The 17,662-nt window shown below is 60.3% G+C and carries 14 protein-coding genes; 9 read left to right on the top strand and 5 right to left on the bottom strand.

Annotated elements, in window-relative coordinates:
• The first annotated feature begins 3 nt into the window (after window positions 1-3).
• From NKH54_RS23615 to NKH54_RS23595, 5 genes are read left to right on the top strand one after another with little or no spacing between them, the layout of a single operon-like run.
• On the top strand, window positions 4-780 hold the full coding sequence (locus tag NKH54_RS23615) for a VirB8 family type IV secretion system protein (protein WP_352619180.1): 777 nt from the start codon (window positions 4-6) through the stop codon (window positions 778-780).
• Window positions 781-788: 8 nt separating this feature from the next.
• Window positions 789-1,574 (top strand): TrbG/VirB9 family P-type conjugative transfer protein, encoded by a 786-nt coding sequence (locus NKH54_RS23610; protein WP_353029048.1) that lies wholly within the window; start codon window positions 789-791, stop codon window positions 1,572-1,574.
• Window positions 1,574-3,037: a type IV secretion system protein VirB10 gene (gene virB10, locus NKH54_RS23605; protein ID WP_353029047.1), complete on the top strand. Its 1,464-nt coding sequence runs from the start codon at window positions 1,574-1,576 to the stop codon at window positions 3,035-3,037. The genes NKH54_RS23610 and virB10 overlap by 1 nt, the downstream gene beginning before the upstream one ends.
• Window positions 3,034-4,059 (top strand): P-type DNA transfer ATPase VirB11, encoded by a 1,026-nt coding sequence (gene virB11 / locus NKH54_RS23600; protein WP_353029046.1) that lies wholly within the window; start codon window positions 3,034-3,036, stop codon window positions 4,057-4,059. Before virB10 ends, virB11 begins: the two co-directional genes overlap by 4 nt.
• A 12-nt stretch (window positions 4,060-4,071) precedes the next feature.
• Window positions 4,072-6,219 (top strand): type IV secretory system conjugative DNA transfer family protein, encoded by a 2,148-nt coding sequence (locus NKH54_RS23595; RefSeq protein ID WP_353029045.1) that lies wholly within the window; start codon window positions 4,072-4,074, stop codon window positions 6,217-6,219.
• Between the two features lie 368 nt (window positions 6,220-6,587).
• Here NKH54_RS23595 and NKH54_RS23590 read toward each other — a convergent pair whose 3' ends face one another.
• Together NKH54_RS23590 and NKH54_RS23585 are read right to left on the bottom strand one after the other, a co-directional pair.
• The gene (locus NKH54_RS23590; protein ID WP_353011393.1) at window positions 6,588-6,833 is read right to left on the bottom strand and encodes a hypothetical protein; all 246 of its coding nucleotides are present in this window, start codon (window positions 6,831-6,833) and stop codon (window positions 6,588-6,590) included.
• A gap of 81 nt (window positions 6,834-6,914) precedes the next feature.
• The gene (locus NKH54_RS23585) at window positions 6,915-7,505 is read right to left on the bottom strand and encodes a Crp/Fnr family transcriptional regulator (protein WP_353029044.1); all 591 of its coding nucleotides are present in this window, start codon (window positions 7,503-7,505) and stop codon (window positions 6,915-6,917) included.
• A gap of 538 nt (window positions 7,506-8,043) precedes the next feature.
• Between NKH54_RS23585 and ligD the strand changes: the two genes are divergently transcribed.
• Window positions 8,044-9,942, top strand: coding sequence for a DNA ligase D (gene ligD / locus NKH54_RS23580; RefSeq protein WP_353029043.1), 1,899 nt, complete (start codon window positions 8,044-8,046; stop codon window positions 9,940-9,942).
• A 109-nt stretch (window positions 9,943-10,051) separates the two neighbouring features.
• A complete protein-coding gene (locus NKH54_RS23575) occupies window positions 10,052-11,713 on the top strand; it encodes a DNA polymerase/3'-5' exonuclease PolX (RefSeq protein ID WP_353029042.1) in 1,662 nt (553 codons plus the stop codon).
• 265 nt (window positions 11,714-11,978) lie between these two features.
• Here NKH54_RS23575 and NKH54_RS23570 read toward each other — a convergent pair whose 3' ends face one another.
• On the bottom strand, window positions 11,979-13,157 hold the full coding sequence (locus tag NKH54_RS23570) for a trans-sulfuration enzyme family protein (RefSeq protein WP_353029041.1): 1,179 nt from the start codon (window positions 13,155-13,157) through the stop codon (window positions 11,979-11,981).
• A gap of 40 nt (window positions 13,158-13,197) precedes the next feature.
• Between NKH54_RS23570 and NKH54_RS23565 the strand changes: the two genes are divergently transcribed.
• Together NKH54_RS23565 and NKH54_RS23560 are read left to right on the top strand one after the other, a co-directional pair.
• A complete protein-coding gene (locus NKH54_RS23565; protein ID WP_352700093.1) occupies window positions 13,198-13,857 on the top strand; it encodes a helix-turn-helix domain-containing protein in 660 nt (219 codons plus the stop codon).
• 35 nt (window positions 13,858-13,892) lie between these two features.
• Window positions 13,893-14,534: an FMN-binding negative transcriptional regulator gene (locus tag NKH54_RS23560; protein WP_353029040.1), complete on the top strand. Its 642-nt coding sequence runs from the start codon at window positions 13,893-13,895 to the stop codon at window positions 14,532-14,534.
• A gap of 247 nt (window positions 14,535-14,781) precedes the next feature.
• Here the strand turns inward: NKH54_RS23560 and NKH54_RS23555 are convergent, their stop codons facing one another.
• Together NKH54_RS23555 and NKH54_RS23550 are read right to left on the bottom strand one after the other, a co-directional pair.
• On the bottom strand, window positions 14,782-17,022 hold the full coding sequence (locus NKH54_RS23555; RefSeq protein WP_353029039.1) for a relaxase/mobilization nuclease domain-containing protein: 2,241 nt from the start codon (window positions 17,020-17,022) through the stop codon (window positions 14,782-14,784).
• On the bottom strand, window positions 17,019-17,426 hold the full coding sequence (locus NKH54_RS23550; protein ID WP_353029038.1) for a ribbon-helix-helix domain-containing protein: 408 nt from the start codon (window positions 17,424-17,426) through the stop codon (window positions 17,019-17,021). Before NKH54_RS23550 ends, NKH54_RS23555 begins: the two co-directional genes overlap by 4 nt.
• Window positions 17,427-17,662: the final 236 nt, after the last annotated feature.

Here is a 17,662-nt window from a genome sequence, read left to right as displayed (position 1 = left end):
ACAATGATCACCGATCGCGGTGCTGGATCAGATGCGTCGCGAAAACGAGGCAATAGTAAAGTGGCAATTCCAATGGAAACAGCTGCTAACAGCAGCAGCGAACTCGTCGACAAGCGCTATTACAGGGCGGGCGCGACCTGGGAAGACGACACGCACAGGTCAATGCGTCGATCGCGTACATTGGCCTGGATCGTCAGCGGCGTTTCCGGACTGGTGGCGGTGCTGTCGCTGCTGGCGCTCGTGCTGATCCTGCCGCTCCGGCAGTTCGAACCGTATGTTGTCGAGGTCGACAAATCGACGGGCTACCTCGAGATCATGCGCGCGCTGAAGCCTGGAGATTTATCCCAGAACGAGGCCGTCACGGCGGCCAATCTGGTGCGCTACATTCGGGCCCGCGAAACCTACGATTCGCGTGAACTGAAACAGAATTACGACCTGGCACAGCTCTACTCGACCGACGCCGCGTCCAAGGATTTGACATGGCTTTATACGCCAGCAAACCCACAATCGCTGGACAAGATTTTTGGCCGCAATGTCACTGTCTCGGTCGAGATCAAGTCGGTTTCCCTGCTCAATCGCAACACAGCCTCGGTGCGCTTTGCCACGACGACGCGGCGGGACAATTCGTCCACAGCCGACAATTGGGTGGCGGTGATAAAATTCCGCTACACCTCAACGCCGCTCAAGAACGAATGGCGTTTCGACAACCCGTTGGGATTTCAGGTTACGGATTACCGCCGCGACCAGGAATCGGCGCCGGCCGCGGGGAGCCTGCAATGAGATGGCGCGTGAGCCTCGCCCTGTCGGCCGCCCTTCTGCTCGGCACGATGCACAGCGCGGCCGCACGCGACGGCCGCATCCGATATGTCACCTTCAACAATGACGACGTGACGTCGGTGCGCGCGGCTCTTGGCATTTCGACGATGGTCGAACTCAGTCCGACCGAAGTCATCGAAACCGTGTCGGCTGGCGACACGAAAGGCTGGTCGATCATCCCCAAACGCGGATCGCGATTTCTGTTCGTCAAGCCGCTGGAGCGCAATGCGTGGACCAACGTCAACGTGGTCACCAACCGGCGCGTCTATTCCCTGCTGCTGCAGGCGACTGACAATAGCCGTGACCGGGCATCCTTCCAGGTCCGGTTCAAATACCCGGACGAGGATATCAACGCGCGCCTGCTCTCACAGGCCAAGGAGAGCGCCGCCGATCCGGATTTGAAGGATCTGAACTATGCCCATCTCAATTACGACTACGCCTACAAGGGCGACGACAGCCTGAAGCCGCGCACCGTATTCGACGACGGTACCAAGGTGTTTCTGGAGTTCAAGGGCGACATTCCGGCGATCTTCGTTGTCGACGACAAGCGTCAGGAGTCGCTGGTCAACGTTCGCACGCAGGGCAAATACACCGTCATCGACAAGGTCGCACGGCAATTCACCTTGCGAGCCGACGGCAAGACGCTCTGCCTCTACAACCGGGCGCGACCCAACGCCATCGATCCCGTCGAGCAAGTCTACGGTCCAACGAAACTGACAGGCGGTTCTACCCTGTTCGGATCCAGCGGAGGGCGCTGATGTCCCAGATCGATTATAACCAGCTGGACGGCAGCCCGACGGTCGCGCGCCGCGGTGCGGGCGTGGGTACCAGGATCGCCCTGGTCAGCCTCGGCGTGGTGCTGGTAGGCGCGCTGATATGGCTGAACTGGCCCAGGGAGCCTGTATCGCGCGATGTTCGCAGCGATGGCGAGGAAAACTTCAACCCGCCCGAGTTCCGCCCGCCGGCGTTGAACGAACCGCCGCAACCTGCCGACGGCACGATCGACCAGATCGTGGTGCCGCCACCGGCTGACGACCAAAAGGGCACGCAACAAGCCGATAATGTCGATCAGACCGTGCAGGAGGGCGCGGATCTCGATGCGCAGCGACGCGCGCTGGAGGCGCAAATGGCGGCCGAGGAGGCTCGCCGCAAGGCCGAGGCGGAAGAAGCCCGACGCAAGGCGGCGGCTGAGGACGAGGCTCGTCGTAAGGCGGAGGCCGCCGAGCGCGAAAAAGCGGTGTGGGAACGCCTGCGGTCGAGCCAGATGGTGACGAACGATCAAACCGGATCGACGGATGCCGGCGCCCAGGCGGCACAGGTCGAAATCGCGCCCGACGGTCAGATCATCCCGGTCCCCGGCGCCGACAGTGACCCCAACAAGGCATTCCTGGCGCAGTCTGAGGCAAGTTCCTCCGGCATCGTCAAAGCCAGGGTTTTTCGACGCACCGATGCGTTGATCCCAGAGGGAACGATCATTCGCGGCTATTTGGAAACCGCGATCAACACCGACCTTCCCGGCGCCGTGCGCGCAGTCGTGCGTGAGGATGTCTTCTCGCTCGACGGCAGGCGGATCCTCATTCCGAAGGGCTCGCGCCTGACCGGAGAATACCGCTCGGGGCTTGCGCGCGGTCAAAAGCGTGTTTTCATCGTCTGGAGCAGGGTCATCCGCTCGGACGGCGTTTCCGTCGATATCAAGTCGCCCGGCGCAGACGCGCTCGGCCGCGGTGGCATGGGCGGCCGTGTCGATACACACTGGCTTGAACGCTACGGCAACGCGATCATGCTTTCCGTCGTTGGCGGTGTCTCTGAATATCTGTCCTCGCTTTCCGATAGCAGCCAGAATGGACAACAGCGCCAGGTGTCGACGATCGATGCCGTGACCGGTGAGACCACGACCGTAACTTATGGTGGCAATGGCTCGCAGCGCGACGCGCGTAGCATCGCCTTCGATAAGTCATCGACCGCCTTGCAGCAACTCGCGCAGGAGGCGTTTCGCGACACGCAGAACATCGGCCCAACAGTCTACGTCGACCAGGGCACATCGATTGTCGTGCTGGTGCGGCGAGATCTCGATTTCTCGGATTTGTATGCTGATCCCGTCCAGGAAGAAGTGGCGCGCCTGAAGGCGGGTGGGCGACCGAAGATGGCGATCGATCCGACGCCTCTCTACAAGACGCCAAAGGATCATTTCTATCCCGGCTATGGGAGCCCGGTGAAATGAATGCCGTGCATCCCCTCCCCGACCCATGGGCCAGAGCCCCGGTCCTGCGGGCTCATTTGGAGCCGATATGGTCCTATTTGAACGAAGATGCGGTGTCCGAGATTGCAATCAACAGGCCCGGTGAATTGTTCATCGAACGCCTCGGCGCGAAGGAAATGGAGCACGTCGTCAAGCGCGAGGTCACGCCCGGCTGGATCCGAAACATCTCGACTGGCGTTGCCTCGGCGACAAATCAGGTCATCAACGAAGAAAAGCCGGTCCTGTCGGCTGCTTTGCCCTCGGGCGAGCGCATCCAATGCATCTTGCCGCCGGCAGCCCCCGAAGGCGGGGCGATCTCAATCCGCAAGCAGGTCATCATGGATATGAGCCTTGATGCCTACAAAGATCTCGGCGCCTTCGAGAACACGGCGATGGGCAGCGGCCTGGCGCTGTCGGCCGAAGAAAAGCGACTTGTCGAAATGCTCCATGACACGTCGCCGATGGACTTCCTGCAATATGCGGTGCGCAACCGTGTCTCCATCGTCGTTTCAGGCGGTACGTCGACCGGCAAGACGACGTTTTTGAATGCGCTCCTGAAGGAGATCCCGGCCCATGAACGGGTCATCACGATCGAAGACACCCGCGAACTGCGGCTGCCGGCTCCCAACAACGTCACCCTGATAGCCTCAAAGGGCGACCAGGGCCTTGCCAAAGTCTCCGCCCAACAGCTGCTCGAGGCCTCGCTTCGCATGCGGCCCGACCGACTGCTGTTGGGCGAGTTGCGCGGCGCTGAAACCTTCGCGTTCCTCCAGGCGATCAACACCGGCCACCCGGGTTCGCTTACCACCGTTCATGCCAATTCCGCCCGGTCCGCCTACGAGCGCCTGGCGCTCATGGTCATGCAGGGCAGCTCGGGCCTCGCACGAAGCGAAATTCTCGACTATCTGCGCGAAGTCATTCCGGTGGTCGTCCAGATGGTCCGCACCGAAGGCGGACGGCGTGGCATCAGCGAGATCAAGTTCACCAAGGCGGAGACGATCTAGCGGGGCCCTTCCATGCAGAAAGTCGCAACAGCAATTTTCATGGTGCTCATGGCGATGGCCCTGGGCGCCCTGGTCTTCACCGTCGCCTATGCCGCGACGGATTGGTACCAGACGGGCTCCCACGTCCTGTTCGACCAGCTGAACGCCAATCCCTTGCCGGTCGTTCGTCAGGCTTGGGCGGACACGATGGCGAGGAATTTTGGCCGGATACAATACGCCGTTGCGGCAGGAGCATTGGGGTTTCTCTTGCCACTGGTCAGCTTGTTTCTCATGCGTCCGAGAAAGCGCAATGACTCTCGCTTCATGACCATGAGCGACGTATCAAAAACCGGCCTGACGAAAGTGGGCGGCGTCTTCGTCGGTCGAGCCGGCGGCAGGCTGGCCGAAATTTTGTCGCCGCGCCGCGATCAGCGCTCAGGCAAGATCCGTTTGTCCCAGCGCAAGCTGATCGGCGGTAAGAAATTGTGGATTGATGGCGATGATGTCGGCGGCTTCGTCATAGGGCCGCCGCGCTCGGGTAAAGGAACGTCTCTCATCATCCCGAACGCCTTGACCTGGCCGCATTCGCTCGTGGTTCTCGACCTGCGCGGCGAGACCTATGCGGCGACCGCCGGCTACCGTTCCACCATCAGCCGCGTGGTGCGTTTCGCGCCGGCTGATCCGGACGGCAATACCGCATGCTACAATCCGATGGACTTCATCTCGCTGGATTCGTCACAGCGCGACATCGACCTTCGCAATATCGCTGCGGCGCTGTTTCCGCGGCCGCCCTCAAATGCAGACCCGTATTGGGTTAACGACGCCCGCCTCCTTTTTACCGGCATTGCGTCCTTCGTCATGGAATCGCCGGCGATCCCGAACGAGAAGAAGACTTTTGCCACAATCCTCGAGATCATGAACGGTGCCGAGCAGCCGCTCTTGGAGTTCATCGGCTCGCTGCGCGAGGAACGCCGCCGCGAATGCTCGCATTTCACGCTGCAAACCCTGTTGCCATATTTCGAGATGTCTGAGCGGCAGTTTTCCGGAATCTACGCTGGCGTACGCACCGGCATGGCGCCCTTTCTCAACGAGCGCCTGATGCGAGCCACGTCGCGCAGCACGTTCGATATTCGCAAGCTCAAGCGCGACCGGATCTCTCTTTATCTCGACGTGCGGCGTGAGCAGATTACGTCGCTTGGACCGTTGTTCAACGTCCTGATTACGCAGATGATGAACTTCATGTCGGAAACCATGCCGCGTCCGAACGAGCATCCGGTGCTTGTGCTGCTCGACGAGTTCCAGAACCTCGGCAAACTCGAGAACGTGACCGAAATGGCGAGCGTGCTCGGCGGCAACGGCGTTTCCATGTGGTTTTTCGTGCAGTCGCTGAAGGCGGTAGACGAGATTTATCGCCAGGAAGGGCGCAAGACGCTCATCAACGCTGCTCGCGTGCAGATTTTTTTTGGTGCGCAGGATGCGGACGATCTGCGCTACGTTTCCGAGCAGCTTGGCGAAACGTCGGACGTGCAAAAGGACGTGACGCGCACCAAGGCAACATTGTTTGACACTTATTACACGCGCTCGGAGCACCGCAAGGAAGTGCGGCGGCCCCTGATGCGGCCGGACGAAATCCGTACGCTCGACAAGAACAAGGTCATCATATTGCCGCGCGGCGAACTGCCAATCCTCGGCACGCGCAATTTCTATTTCGCCGACGGTCCGCTCGCCAAACGCGCGTTCATGCCCCTGCCCGCCTCTACCGACGCTTCGCGCACGAAAAGCCCTGCCGCGGACTCCTCTGCGGCGCTCCCATCTCCTGTGCTCCCGACGATTGTGCCGACAGCACCCGCGTATCGCTCAGGCCTCTTGCAGGCCCGCCTGCGGCGCGGCGCGACATTTGCCGCAAAAGCAGGCCGTATAGCTCCGCCGCCGGGCCGGCGCGCAGTAAAAGACCGGTTGAAGGCAACAGACGCTGCAGCGGTACCGGTCTATGCCGCCATAGATTTTTCCGCCTTGGCGGCCAAAGCGGTGACAACGCGCATAGCGCCCGACAAAGAAGCGGCGGTTGCCGCCATTCTAAACAAGGTGCGTTCTCTGCGCGCCAACGCGTCCGACGCCGAGACTTTCGATCGAAATCTGAGCATCGTCGAAGATACGTTGCCAGATGTAGTCGATGGGTAGGCTAGCACTCCCATGCGGCGGAGAGGTCATTGTCTACCGTGACCTTGTCGCACACGTCACGGCCGCGGAGGACATTGCCGCGCGCTTCGGGCAGTACCATGTCTCAATCGAGAAGATCACACGGCGCGAACCGTCGACGATACTGGACCTCGACAGGCGTTTCAGGGGTCCACCCCGTCAAGTTCAATCGCAAATCCCGCATCGACCGCGCTTCGCGCAATGACATCGCCAAGTTCCCAATCCGTGAGTTCGCAGAGCGGAAGCATTCTCCTCACGGTCCGGCTAACCTCGGATATCGAAATGCTCGGACTGCCGATGTTGTCGATCAGGTGGCGGAGGCGTCTGCGCGAGCGCAGGCATCACCGGCCCTATGAATGGAGCCGTGGTTCTGCGGCCACGGCTGTTTTTAAGTCGAACGCGACGGGCACGCCGTGAATAATGGATGCTGCCGCCACCAACTCCTCCAGGTCGCGGTCGGTAATCTGGCATGCCGGCATGAGTGTTCGGATGGCGCGGATTGCCTGCGCGATGGAGAGAAAACGGGCCTTGCCTCGGGAGAGGACGTAGGCTTCAGCGGCGCTTTCAACTGTGACGGTGTGAAAACTCCTGGTCATCGAGAAAACCTCCCTAAAACCCTCAACGCGATTTACGGCAGGAATTCCGTAGCCTGCAAGGGTCTGTCTGAATCCGAACAATCAGGCGGAGGCAAGGCCGAAGTGACTTTGTTCCTCCTCACCGTAAGCACCATGTGTGAGTTGTATCATTCCAACGCGGTCGACAATCGTGATCTCGCCGCGCTTGGCGTGAACCAGGCCCCGATATTCAAGCATTTGGAGTGCGATGGTAACGCCGGGACGCCGAGCGCCAAGCATGGTCGCCAGAAATTCATGCGTCAGGTAGATCCTATTTCCTTCGACGCGGTCTTGGACCATCAGCAGCCAGCGGGCCAACCGCTCCTCGATTTTCGAATGGCCGTTGACCAGTGCCGTCCGGGAGGACTGGACAAGGAACGCATGGGCATAGCGGAGCAGTGACTCGCGAAGGGATTGGCTTGCCGCAATCGCAGAGCGAAGGTTTTCAACCGAGAGAATCCAGCCATTACCTGCGACCTGGATATAGGTTTCATTGGGAGACCTGTCCTGGCCGAGGATAACGGCCACTCCGGTCATGCCGTCATGGCCGACGATGCCGACCTCGCTTTGCCGCCCCCCGTCATCGTAGCGACCACCGACGCGATGCCATCTCTGGAAAATATACACGCTCGATCGGCTGATATGAGACTTCAAGCTGGGCTTTGATGCCTAGTTTGACGTGATGCAGTGACGGCTGCAATCGCGTGAAATCCTCTGAGGAGAGGGTTTTCAATACATGGTTGCGAAGAAGGGATTGGGGCATGGCTCTCTCCCATACGGGCAAGAGCACGTACCTCTTACTGTCGGCTGCGTCCGAAGGATCTGGCGACCGATGCGAAAGCATAGGCTTCAAATGCGCGACTGGCAAAGAATCCGCCGCTGGCGAAAAGTTGGGGAAAGTCGGCTCCCTCGGTGGAGGCCCAACCGGGCTTTTAAGGCCGATGGCAGAAAGCGGATACGCTGCGGCGGCATTCGAGGGCACGTTCCTGCTCTTAATTATTGCCAGTGAGCTGTGTGCCCAGATTGGGAAGGTGGAAGGGCCGGACCCAGGAAGCAGGGCCTCAGGCCGAGGCGCTAAGCAGGCGGGTCGGCAAATGATCGCGAAAGGTCAATACGGCCGGCAACGAAACCAAAGAAGTAGTCGCGCGTTGGACGCGGAACGCTATTCGTCTCTGATATGGTTTAGGTCAGGGTGGTCAAGCCAACGTCGCGCAAGGCAATCAATGGGTCGAGCGCTAGTCCAGCGAAGTCGCTCGCTCGTGACGAGGTCACTTTAGCGCCGCCTGCTTTCTGGCCGCTCCAGCTCGCAACGCTCGTGGACAGGGTCCCTGCCGGCGATCGTTGGATCCATGAGATGAAATACGACGGCTATCGTATTCTCGTTGCCGTCGGCGGTGGCGAGGCGCGAGCCTACACACGATCTGGTCTGGACTGGTCAAGCCGTTTTCCCTCGATCCTCTCCGAGGCTCGCAAGCTCAAGGTGCGCTCAGCACTGATTGACGGTGAGGCCGTGGTTATCGATGCGGAAGGAAGATCTAACTTCCAGGCGCTTCAGACTGCATTGAAGGGCGCCCCGGCGACTATTGATTTTTATGCGTTCGATCTGCTCCATCTCGACGGCGAAGATCTGACAAGGCTTCCTCTTCTTGAGCGCAAGGCGAAGCTGGAGGCGACCTTGCCTGCGAAAAATCCCGTCCTTCGCTACTCCGACCATATCCTCGGTCGCGGAGAAGAGTTGCTCGATCGCTTCTGCGCAGCCGGTCTTGAGGGCGTCATTTCAAAGCTCGCGGACTCGAGTTATGTGGGAGCCCGCGGCGCAAGCTGGCTGAAGATCAAATGCATCAGGCGGCAGGAGTTTGTGATTGTCGGCTGGACGCCGTCCGACAAGGTCCGAGCTTTTCGGTCCTTGATCCTTGGCGTTCACGACGGCGGCAAGCTGCGTTACGCCGGGAAAGTCGGCACCGGCTTTGATACCGCTGAACTTCTCCGTCTCTTGAAGATCATGGCGCCGCTTGAGCAGAAGGCCGCGACCGTCGACGCACCACGCGCCGAAGTGCGCGGCGCACACTGGCTCCGTCCGAAACTGGTCGCTGAGATTGCTTTCACCGAAATGACAAATGAAGGGACGTTACGACATCCGAGCTATCTTGGTCTCCGCGAAGACAAGAAGCCGGACGCGGTCGTGCTCGAGAAGGAACGCCATGCAGCCGATTTCGCCGCGACTGCAACAACCGCCATCGCGATAAGCAACCGTGACCGCGTAATCTATCCGGAGTCCAACATCACCAAGGGACAGCTCGCCGACTATTATGCAGCGGTCGCGGCGATCATGCTCCCTTGGGTTGGCAGCCGGCCGATCAGCCTGGTTCGATGCCCACAGGGCCGCGCGAAGAAATGCTTCTTCCAAAAACACGACGCCGGCAGCTTCGGCGACAAAGTCCACCACGTCGGCATCACGGAGAAGGACGGGCACGAGGAACCATATCTCTATGTCGACGATGCCGACGGCCTGATGACTTGCGTCCAGATGGGAACGATTGAGCTGCATGGATGGGGGGCTCGGATCGAGGATGTCGAAAAGGCCGACCGCCTCGTGTTCGACCTCGACCCCGATGAAGGGCTCGATTTTGAGGCCGTCCGCGCCGCTGCCTTTCAGTTCCGCGCTATCCTCAAATCGCTCGGGCTTACGACTTTCCCGATGCTGACGGGGGGCAAAGGAGTGCACGTCATCGCGCCCCTCACCCCTGGCGCCGAGTGGCCGGAGGTGAAGGACTTCGCGTTTCGCCTGGCGCAAGCGGTCGCCCAGAGCGATCCGACCCATTTCACGGCGGTGTTGTCAAAGGCGCGCCGCAAGGGTCGCATCTTTGTTGACTATCTACGCAATCAGCGCGGGGCGACCGCGATCATGCCCTACAGCGCAAGATCACGTCCGGGCGCCCCTGTCGCCGCACCGATTACGTGGGCGGAGATGAAGACAATAGATGCGCCCTCACATTTCCATGTGGGCGATGCTCCTGAATTAAAGAAACGCGCAGCCTCCAAAGCTCTGGCGGGATGGGGTCGCGCTGACCAATCCTTGCCCAATCTGTAGCGTCCGAGCCGAGAAGAGGCAGTAAAAGCCGGGGTTTCAAAGGGCAACGCGGCGCTCATGCCCTTGCCTGATTGGAACCCGCGGAGATCGGCCTCGTTTGGCTGAAGCCATGGCAAAAATCGATGCGAGGACCGTCGCCAGTCTTTTGAGGGAATACGCGCAACGATCATCCCTGCGCGACGACAATCCTTATCGCATAAAGGCTTACTTGCGCGCGGCAGACAGTCTGACGGCGCTGTCGCAGCCGCTTGATCGGATCATCGCGGCTGGCGCCCTCACCAAGATCCCGGGGATCGGTGACGCGATCGCCGACATCGTGACCAAGCTTTACCAAACCGGCACGCACCCAAGTCTTGAGAAGCTGCGCGAGGATGTTCCAGCGGGCGTGATGGAGCTGTTTGCCATACCCGGGCTTCGTCCCGATAAGATACTGAAGCTTCACCAGGCGCTCGGCGTGAACTCGCTGGCGCAGCTCGAGGCCGCAGCAAGAGAAGACCGCATACGCCCGGTCAAAGGCCTCGGCGCAGCCCTTCAGACAAAGCTCCTGCAGAACCTCGCCATCGTGCGAAGCGGCGAAACACAACTTCACCTGCACAAGGCCGCCGCGCTTCTCGAACATGCGGTCATATCGGTGAAGCAAGAGCATCCAGAGTTTTCGCGCGTCGAGATTGCAGGTGACTTTCGGCGCGGTTGCGAGCTCGTTTCCGACTTCGCCCTGGTAGCGCAGGGCAGAAAGTCGACTGGATCCGAGGATACGACCCTCAGGCTTGTTGTCACTGACAGGAAGCACTTTGGGGCGAGCCTGCTCGAAGCAACCGGTTCGGCAGACCACCTCGAGCAACTGAAGACGTTCGCGGCCAATAAGGGGTTCACCCTAAACGCCGACGGGCTTCATCGCGGGAGAAAACTGATCGCGTCAGCGACAGAAGAAGAAATCTACCAAGCTCTAGACTTGCAGTTTATCGAGCCGGAATTGCGCGAAGGCAGGGACGAGATTGAGCGAGCCGCAAAGCGGAAGCTACCCGTTCTCGTTCGGGATGAAGATCTGCATGGCATCCTGCATTCTCACACGACCGCATCCGATGGAACCGAAACGCTTGAGGCAATGGCTGAAGCCACGCACAAGCGCGGATTCGAATACTATGGTGTCGCCGATCATTCGCAGTCCGCTCACTACACCGGCGGCCTTTCGGTGCAGGAGATTGCTGAACAGCACCGCGAAGCTGACCGGCTGAACAACGCATACAATGGAAAATTTCGCATTTTGAAGGGCATCGAGGCGGACATCCTGGCAGATGGCACGCTCGATTACCCGAATGATATCTTGGAGACGTTCGATTTCGTCGTCGCGAGCGTGCACAGCCGCTTCAAGTTGCCGAAGAAGGAACAGACGGAGCGTATCATCGAGGCGATCGGAAATCCTCGGACGACAATCATCGGGCACATGACCGGTCGCCAGTTGTTGCGCCGGCCCGGTTATGATCTCGACATCGACAAAGTCCTCAAAGCGTGTGCGAAACACGGCGTCGCTGTCGAAATCAACGCACATCCTTGGCGCCTCGACCTCGACTGGCGCTGGCATCAAAAGGCACTCGATCAGGGCTGCATGTTCAGCATCAATCCGGACGCTCATTCGATCCGCGAGCTCGACCACATGCATTGTGGTGTCGAGATGGCGCGCAAGGGCGGTGTCCCTGCGAAGCGGGTCCTGAACGCGATGGGTTTGACGGCCCTTCTTGCGCATCTCGCACGCCGCAGGCAAACGCCATAAACTGCTTGTGCGCCCGGCCTATCAGCGCAGGAGTCCGTCCTTCTCAAAAAACCTTGCCAGCCGCGCGAAAGGGAGTGTGAGTTCTCATCCGGGCCATAGCCAGCTAAATCTGCAGTTCCGCGACCGCTTCTTTGCGCGCGTTTCATAGCGGCCTTCCCCGCGGCTCGCCGCCTATTCTCTGCTGTCGCTGCCCGTGTTCGCCAAAGATGGCCTAGGTTATGGCCCATCACAGATCCTTCGCCAGACGAGGGCTATCTGGCCTCGCTTACACAGTTGCGCCCAGGGCCTGCATCAGGTCGTCAATGATGTCCTGAGGGTGCTCGAGCCCCACGGACATTCGCAGCAATCCGCCTGGCGCTTTGGACTTCGCACCCTCGACGGATGCGCGATGCTCGATCAGAGAGTGCGTCCCTCCAAGGCTTGTCGCACGGACAACAAGGCTGAGGCGGGCAGCCACCGCCATCGCGGCATCTGTTCCACCTTCGACGATAAAGGAAAGCATCGCTCCGTAACCGCTCATCTGCCGCGTAGCCAGATCGTGTCCCGGATCATCTTGCAGGCCTGGAAAGAGCACCTTCTCGACGCGTGGGTGAGACGCCAAGGCCTCGGCAACCTTCAGGGCGCCTTCACAATGAGCGCGCATGCGGATCGGCAATGTCTGCAGGCCCCGCAATGCCAGCCAACAGTCGAATGGCGCTGCGACGCTGCCCTTGTGTTTTTGGACCATCCGTAGCGACCGTCCGAGAGGCGATGAATGCGGCACAACAACGACGCCCGCCATCAGATCCGAGTGGCCGCCAATGTACTTTGTTGCCGAGTGCATGACCGCGTCCGCCCCAAGTTCAAGCGGGTGCTGAAGCACGGGCGTTGCCCACGTATTATCCACCGCCGCGATGGCGCCGGCCTCGTGCGCGATTTTGCAGATGGCCGAAATGTCGACAACGCGGATCATCGGGTTAGACGGCGTCTCGACCCACACGAGGCCAGTCCGCTTTGAGGTGACCGCATCGCGCACCGCATCCAGATTCCGCATATCGACCGCGGCGAAGTCGAAGCGAGAGCCGATATCCGTTTCGTCCATCAGCGAGCGGATGCCAAAATACATATCATCAGGAAGGACGATCCGTCCCGTCGAGGGATGGCTCTCAAAGACGGAAGCGATTGCAGCCATACCCGACGCAAAGGCTATTCCTTCGTGTCCGCCCTCGAGCGCGGCCATCGCCGACTCGAATGCATTGCGTGTTGGATTCGCATCACGCGTGTACTCGAACCCAAACGGAAACGAGCCGTCGGCGCCTCGCTCGAAGGTCGTGCTGGTATGAAGCGGTAATGAAACCGCGCCCGTGGACGGATCGACAGCTCGACCGCTATGGATTGCCTTCGTTTCAAAGCGCACTGGCCAATTCCTCAATTTAAAGCGCGGTTGCAATTTCATGCCGGTCATTATATTGACCGTAAGCGAAGCGCGAGGCCAAGTCAATATAATGACCGACACCCCCACACCTTTAGAGACCGAGCAGGAGCTGGGCCAAGCGATTGCGATCCGGATCCAGGATCTGAGACGCGACCAAAACCTGACCCTTGATCGACTGGCCAAACTGACTGGCCTGTCGAAAGGGACGGTTGTCGCGCTTGAGCAGGGTAAGGCAAACCCGAGTATCGGCATCCTTTGCCGCCTGGCGGCGGCGTTCTCGCTATCGGTTGCCGATCTGCTGAACGACGAACCTTCCACAGCACCCGACCACCCGATCGAACGGAGTACTTCCAGGACGCTTTGGACGAGCGCCAAAGGCAGCCGGGCACAGCTTCACACATCGACCTCGGGACGCACGATGTTCGAACTCTGGAGCTGGGTCCTTATGCCGGGTGATGCGTTTGCCGCCGATGCGCACAGTCCCGATACGCGCGAACTCGTCTCGGTTACCCAAGGCTCGCTCAAGGTCACTGTGGGCAGCCAAGAGATCCTTCTAAATGCAGGCGAGAGTGCGCGCCTCGTTACAGATCAACCCCACTCGTATGCCGCGGCATCTGACGTGCCCGCCCACTTCTCGATGGCGGTGCTTGAGCGCGGTGGACAGCGGGTTACGGCGCCCTCTTCACAAGCAGCGACGTCGCCCCTGGCTGTTTCGCCAAGACCTCGCTGACCACTGACAACTGCTTCACGATAGGAGATCCACCTTTGTACGTTCCTCCACATTTCGCCGTACCCGATCAGAACGCCCTCTTCGATCTTATCGAAAAACACCCGTTTGGTATCCTGATCACCCACAGCAATGGCTCCCTCGACGCCAACCATATCCCTTTCGAGCTCGACCGCTCAAAGGGCGACAAGGGCATCCTCAATTGCCATGTCGCCCGTAAAAACCCTGTCTGGGAGGAAGTTGCCAATGGCGATGAGGTCCTCGTCGTCTTCCGAGCGGCCGACGCCTACATCTCGCCGAACTGGTATCCAAGCAAACACGAATTCCATAAGCAGGTGCCGACCTGGAACTATTCCGTCGCCCACGCCCATGGTCGCATCACTGTCCGGGATGATGAGCGCTATGTGCGCCGCAACGTCGCGAAGCTCACTCACATGCACGAGGCCAACCAGCCGGACCCGTGGAAGATGGGCGACGCGCCGAAGGATTTCATTGACACGATGGCCAAAGCGATCGTGGCCTTGGAGATCGAGATCACCAGCCTGGTTGGAAAATTCAAACTCAGTCAGAATAAAGAGCTGCGCGACATTCAGAACGCCGGGGAGACGCTGACTGCTCAAGGCGCTGTTGAAGTGGGACAGGCGATGCTCGCAGCGGCTGCGGCGGCCAAATCCCAATAGCAACTGTCCGACAAAGCACAGGTGCTGAATTTCCCAACGGGTGACCTTGAGAGACAATGCTTCGACTCGCCGGAAAGGGGACCAGCATCTGACCACCCGCGATGCGGCAGGTAGCACATTTCAATATCATGCCCCGCAATGACATGCGTGCCTCTTGATCCTGAACCTCCGACGCACGAACGAGCCTCGGCGACATTTTGGTTCCCTGCACTCTTCCGCGCTTCAGAGGGCCGGCACGTAAATTTGCTCAGCGCTCGTAATCGTTATCATTCGAGCGCTGGGTCTTACGGTCCTGCTCTTCCGACTGCCGTGCCTTCTGTTTGTTGGCGTCCTTCTGCTTGGCTCTCACCTTCTCCTGCTCGGTGCCGGTGCGCGGCTCCTCCGGCTGGCGGGGATCGTCCCGCGTTGGGAGGTCTCGCCCTCGCGCTTCGCGCTCGGGGATTGGCTCCTCAGCGCCACCACCACGACGCTGCTGCTGCCGCTCGAATTGCAGCCGCGCCAGACGGTCGTGCATCTTGTCGTTCACCTCTTCACGATACTGTTCGAACTGTCCTTGATGTGCCGGCGGCAGCGTCTCGCGCATGTTGTCGAGAGCCTGACTAACGCGGGCCATCTGACGCCGCATTTCCAAGGGGGTTTGCGCCATATCCAAATCTCCTATCAGTGCATTCAATTCTCTCATACCGGGATGGGACAGGAAAGACTTCTGCCCCGATTGATCAGCTCCGCGATCCGCAGCAGGACCTGGCTGCCCCTCCCGTGTCCGGTCGCGACGGAACCGCAGAAAATTGTTGCCGATCGACTCCGCTGCCGTGAGAGCCGGACCGACTATGCCCGCGGTCCGCATCGTCGTCACAGTCTTTTGCCATGCGGCAGCGATTGCATCGCCGTTCACGACAAGGGACTGCCCGTCCAAGCGGCGTTGCCGCTTGGCCTCCACCCGCTCGATTGTCCTGGCGCTGACCTGATAGCGCGGATCGCTCTGGGCGCGGCTGTAGGCTCCAGCATGCTCCTTCGTGAAAGGCCGCGTCATCGCATGATCCATGCGCCGCGTCGCCACCATCGCAACGCCGTTCTCGCGTGCTTTTTCCGCAAAAGTCTCGCGCCAGGCTGCGAGATCAGGCTTGTAGAATTTCAGGCGCTCGCCGTCGGCAGAGCGCGCCTGCACCATCGCGTGAATATGGACGTGCTTGGTGTCCTCGTGATGCGCCAAGACAAACTTGTATCCTGGCGCGCGCTCCTCAAGCACGGCACGCGCCGCGGCCATGACCGCGTTGGCATCGGTGCCGGCTCTCGCCGAGAAAAGCAGGTGATAGGCATTGCGGCGCTCACGCCCCGAAAACTGCGGGCGCCATTGTTCGTAGATTGAAGCCGCCGCCTTTCCGGAATTCTTCGCGCCGCGAACTGGCTCGCCGTCCGAATTGCGGACGTCTTTGTTTGTACGGATGAACTTTTGCAAAAAGTATTTCGCTTTGGGTTCACGGCTGACGGCCGCCATTACCTCTGCCTTGGCGACCACCCCCGCCGCGCCCATGGTTTCAGACAACCGCGCCTCGATCTTGTCGAGCGCCTTGCTGCGCGAATTATCCCGACCACCGGCCAGGACTCTCGCAAGCGGTCCAGCCCGCTCATCGGTGTGCGCGTAAACGTGCACCGTCTGCCCGTCCTGCGCATAGATGAACGGTTTTGCTCCAAAGGCCTTGTTCAGCGCCTCGCTCAAGGCGGCATCGGTGACCCCGCCGACGAACTCGAAACGAACTTCGACAAAATTGGTGTTTTCCAAGGGCGGTTCGAACGTCTCGCAAAACATTTCCAGGAACGCTTTTCGTGCGCCGCTTGTCGCAAGGACCCGTCCATCCTCGTCAAAAATCTCGATGTCGTGTTTCTCGCCTTTTTCGTCCTCGCGCTTCCCGATGTAATTGAGCAGCCGAGCGGCCGCTTCCCTGGTCGACGGAGGATTGGGCATGACTTTAAACACAGCAGGCTGCGCACCCGCCGCATAGCCTGCCCGTGCCGCCACGGCCCGCGCCTGATAGCCCGCCCGCGCCGCTCGTCCTGTAGCGCCAGAGCGGCCAGCGCCACGGCCGCCGCCGCCGCGCCGCTTCCAGTCTTCCTCCTCCTCTTCCGGCCGGAAACCGGCGAGCGTGGCGCCATAGACCATGATCGGCGCGCTAGGGGCCCTGGGCGAACTCGCCGCCGCAGCGGACTTCGGTGCACCGCTGGATACGGAGCTTCCGGCCGCCCGCAATCCTCCCGGCGACGAAAGAGGGGCGTTCCTGCTGCCACCTGCCGTCGAGCCGGCTTGTCCTTGCCCGAGGCGTCCGCTGCTACCGGTCCGCTCATGACTCTTCATCGCCTGGAATTCGCTGGCCTCGCGTCGGGTGCCCGTCGCGGACTTGTCGTCGTCCAGCTCCTCACGCTTCATGCCGGACTCGCCCCGCAGATAGCGTTCGATTTCGGCCGCGTAGCCAGCAAGACGACCGCTCATGGCCCGGCTTCCCTCGCCTTGCGAGACTCGACGGTCATCGTTTTCAGTTCATCGCGAAACTGCCGCACGAGGTCGCCCACGGCGATCAGCGCCTGCTCAAGATCCTCATCATGGGCAATACGGCCGTCGTTCATGGCGCGCACGGCCTGATTGAAATTGACACCGACGCGCCGCAGCTGATCGGTCATGTCCACGATCGCCGGCCGCAACTCCTCTGACGCGATAGGCAGATGCCCGGCCTCGGCGCGCACAAGACGCCGGACGACCTCGCTGACGGTCACGTCGTCCCGCTCCGCAATGGCTTTGAGGCTGGCCAGCTCGTCAGCCGAAAACCGGATGTGGGTCACCTCGCCGTAGCGTCGTGACGCGCTCTTCACCGCTGCATTCTGGGCGTCTGCATCCATCTCTCAAGCCCGCTTGCGGGCGCTAAGGCCCACCAGGGCCGCGCCGCCTGTTTTGTGTGTATCACAAAACAGGCTATCCTGCCAATAAGAAGAGGGAGAGGAATGAAAAATTTCGGGGGCGCGCCTCTCCTCAGTTGTCAGCGACAGCGGCGCGGGCGAAATGTTCCCATCGTGATTTGATGCGATGTGTCTATGATGCGTTGGCGACTTGTTTCCATGTTAACATGGAAACAAGT

This window comes from Mesorhizobium sp. M1004, assembly GCF_040318795.1.
Classification (GTDB): domain Bacteria; phylum Pseudomonadota; class Alphaproteobacteria; order Rhizobiales; family Rhizobiaceae; genus Mesorhizobium.
Note: the sequence above shows the minus strand (reverse complement) of the source record. Positions and strands in the feature narration are given on the sequence as shown.

Bases quoted from the DNA above. Each gene is read 5' to 3' on its own strand.
- NKH54_RS23615 (WP_352619180.1), top strand. From the start codon at position 4: ATGATCACCGATCGCGGTGCTGGATCAGATGCGTCGCGAAAACGAGGC.
- virB10 (WP_353029047.1), top strand. From the start codon at position 1,574: ATGTCCCAGATCGATTATAACCAGCTGGACGGCAGCCCGACGGTCGCG.
- virB11 (WP_353029046.1), top strand. From the start codon at position 3,034: ATGAATGCCGTGCATCCCCTCCCCGACCCATGGGCCAGAGCCCCGGTC.
- NKH54_RS23595 (WP_353029045.1), top strand. From the start codon at position 4,072: ATGCAGAAAGTCGCAACAGCAATTTTCATGGTGCTCATGGCGATGGCC.
- NKH54_RS23590 (WP_353011393.1), bottom strand. From the start codon at position 6,833: ATGACCAGGAGTTTTCACACCGTCACAGTTGAAAGCGCCGCTGAAGCC.
- NKH54_RS23575 (WP_353029042.1), top strand. From the start codon at position 10,052: ATGGCAAAAATCGATGCGAGGACCGTCGCCAGTCTTTTGAGGGAATAC.
- NKH54_RS23570 (WP_353029041.1), bottom strand. From the start codon at position 13,157: ATGACCGGCATGAAATTGCAACCGCGCTTTAAATTGAGGAATTGGCCA.
- NKH54_RS23565 (WP_352700093.1), top strand. From the start codon at position 13,198: ATGACCGACACCCCCACACCTTTAGAGACCGAGCAGGAGCTGGGCCAA.
- NKH54_RS23555 (WP_353029039.1), bottom strand. From the start codon at position 17,022: ATGAGCGGTCGTCTTGCTGGCTACGCGGCCGAAATCGAACGCTATCTG.
- NKH54_RS23550 (WP_353029038.1), bottom strand. From the start codon at position 17,426: ATGGATGCAGACGCCCAGAATGCAGCGGTGAAGAGCGCGTCACGACGC.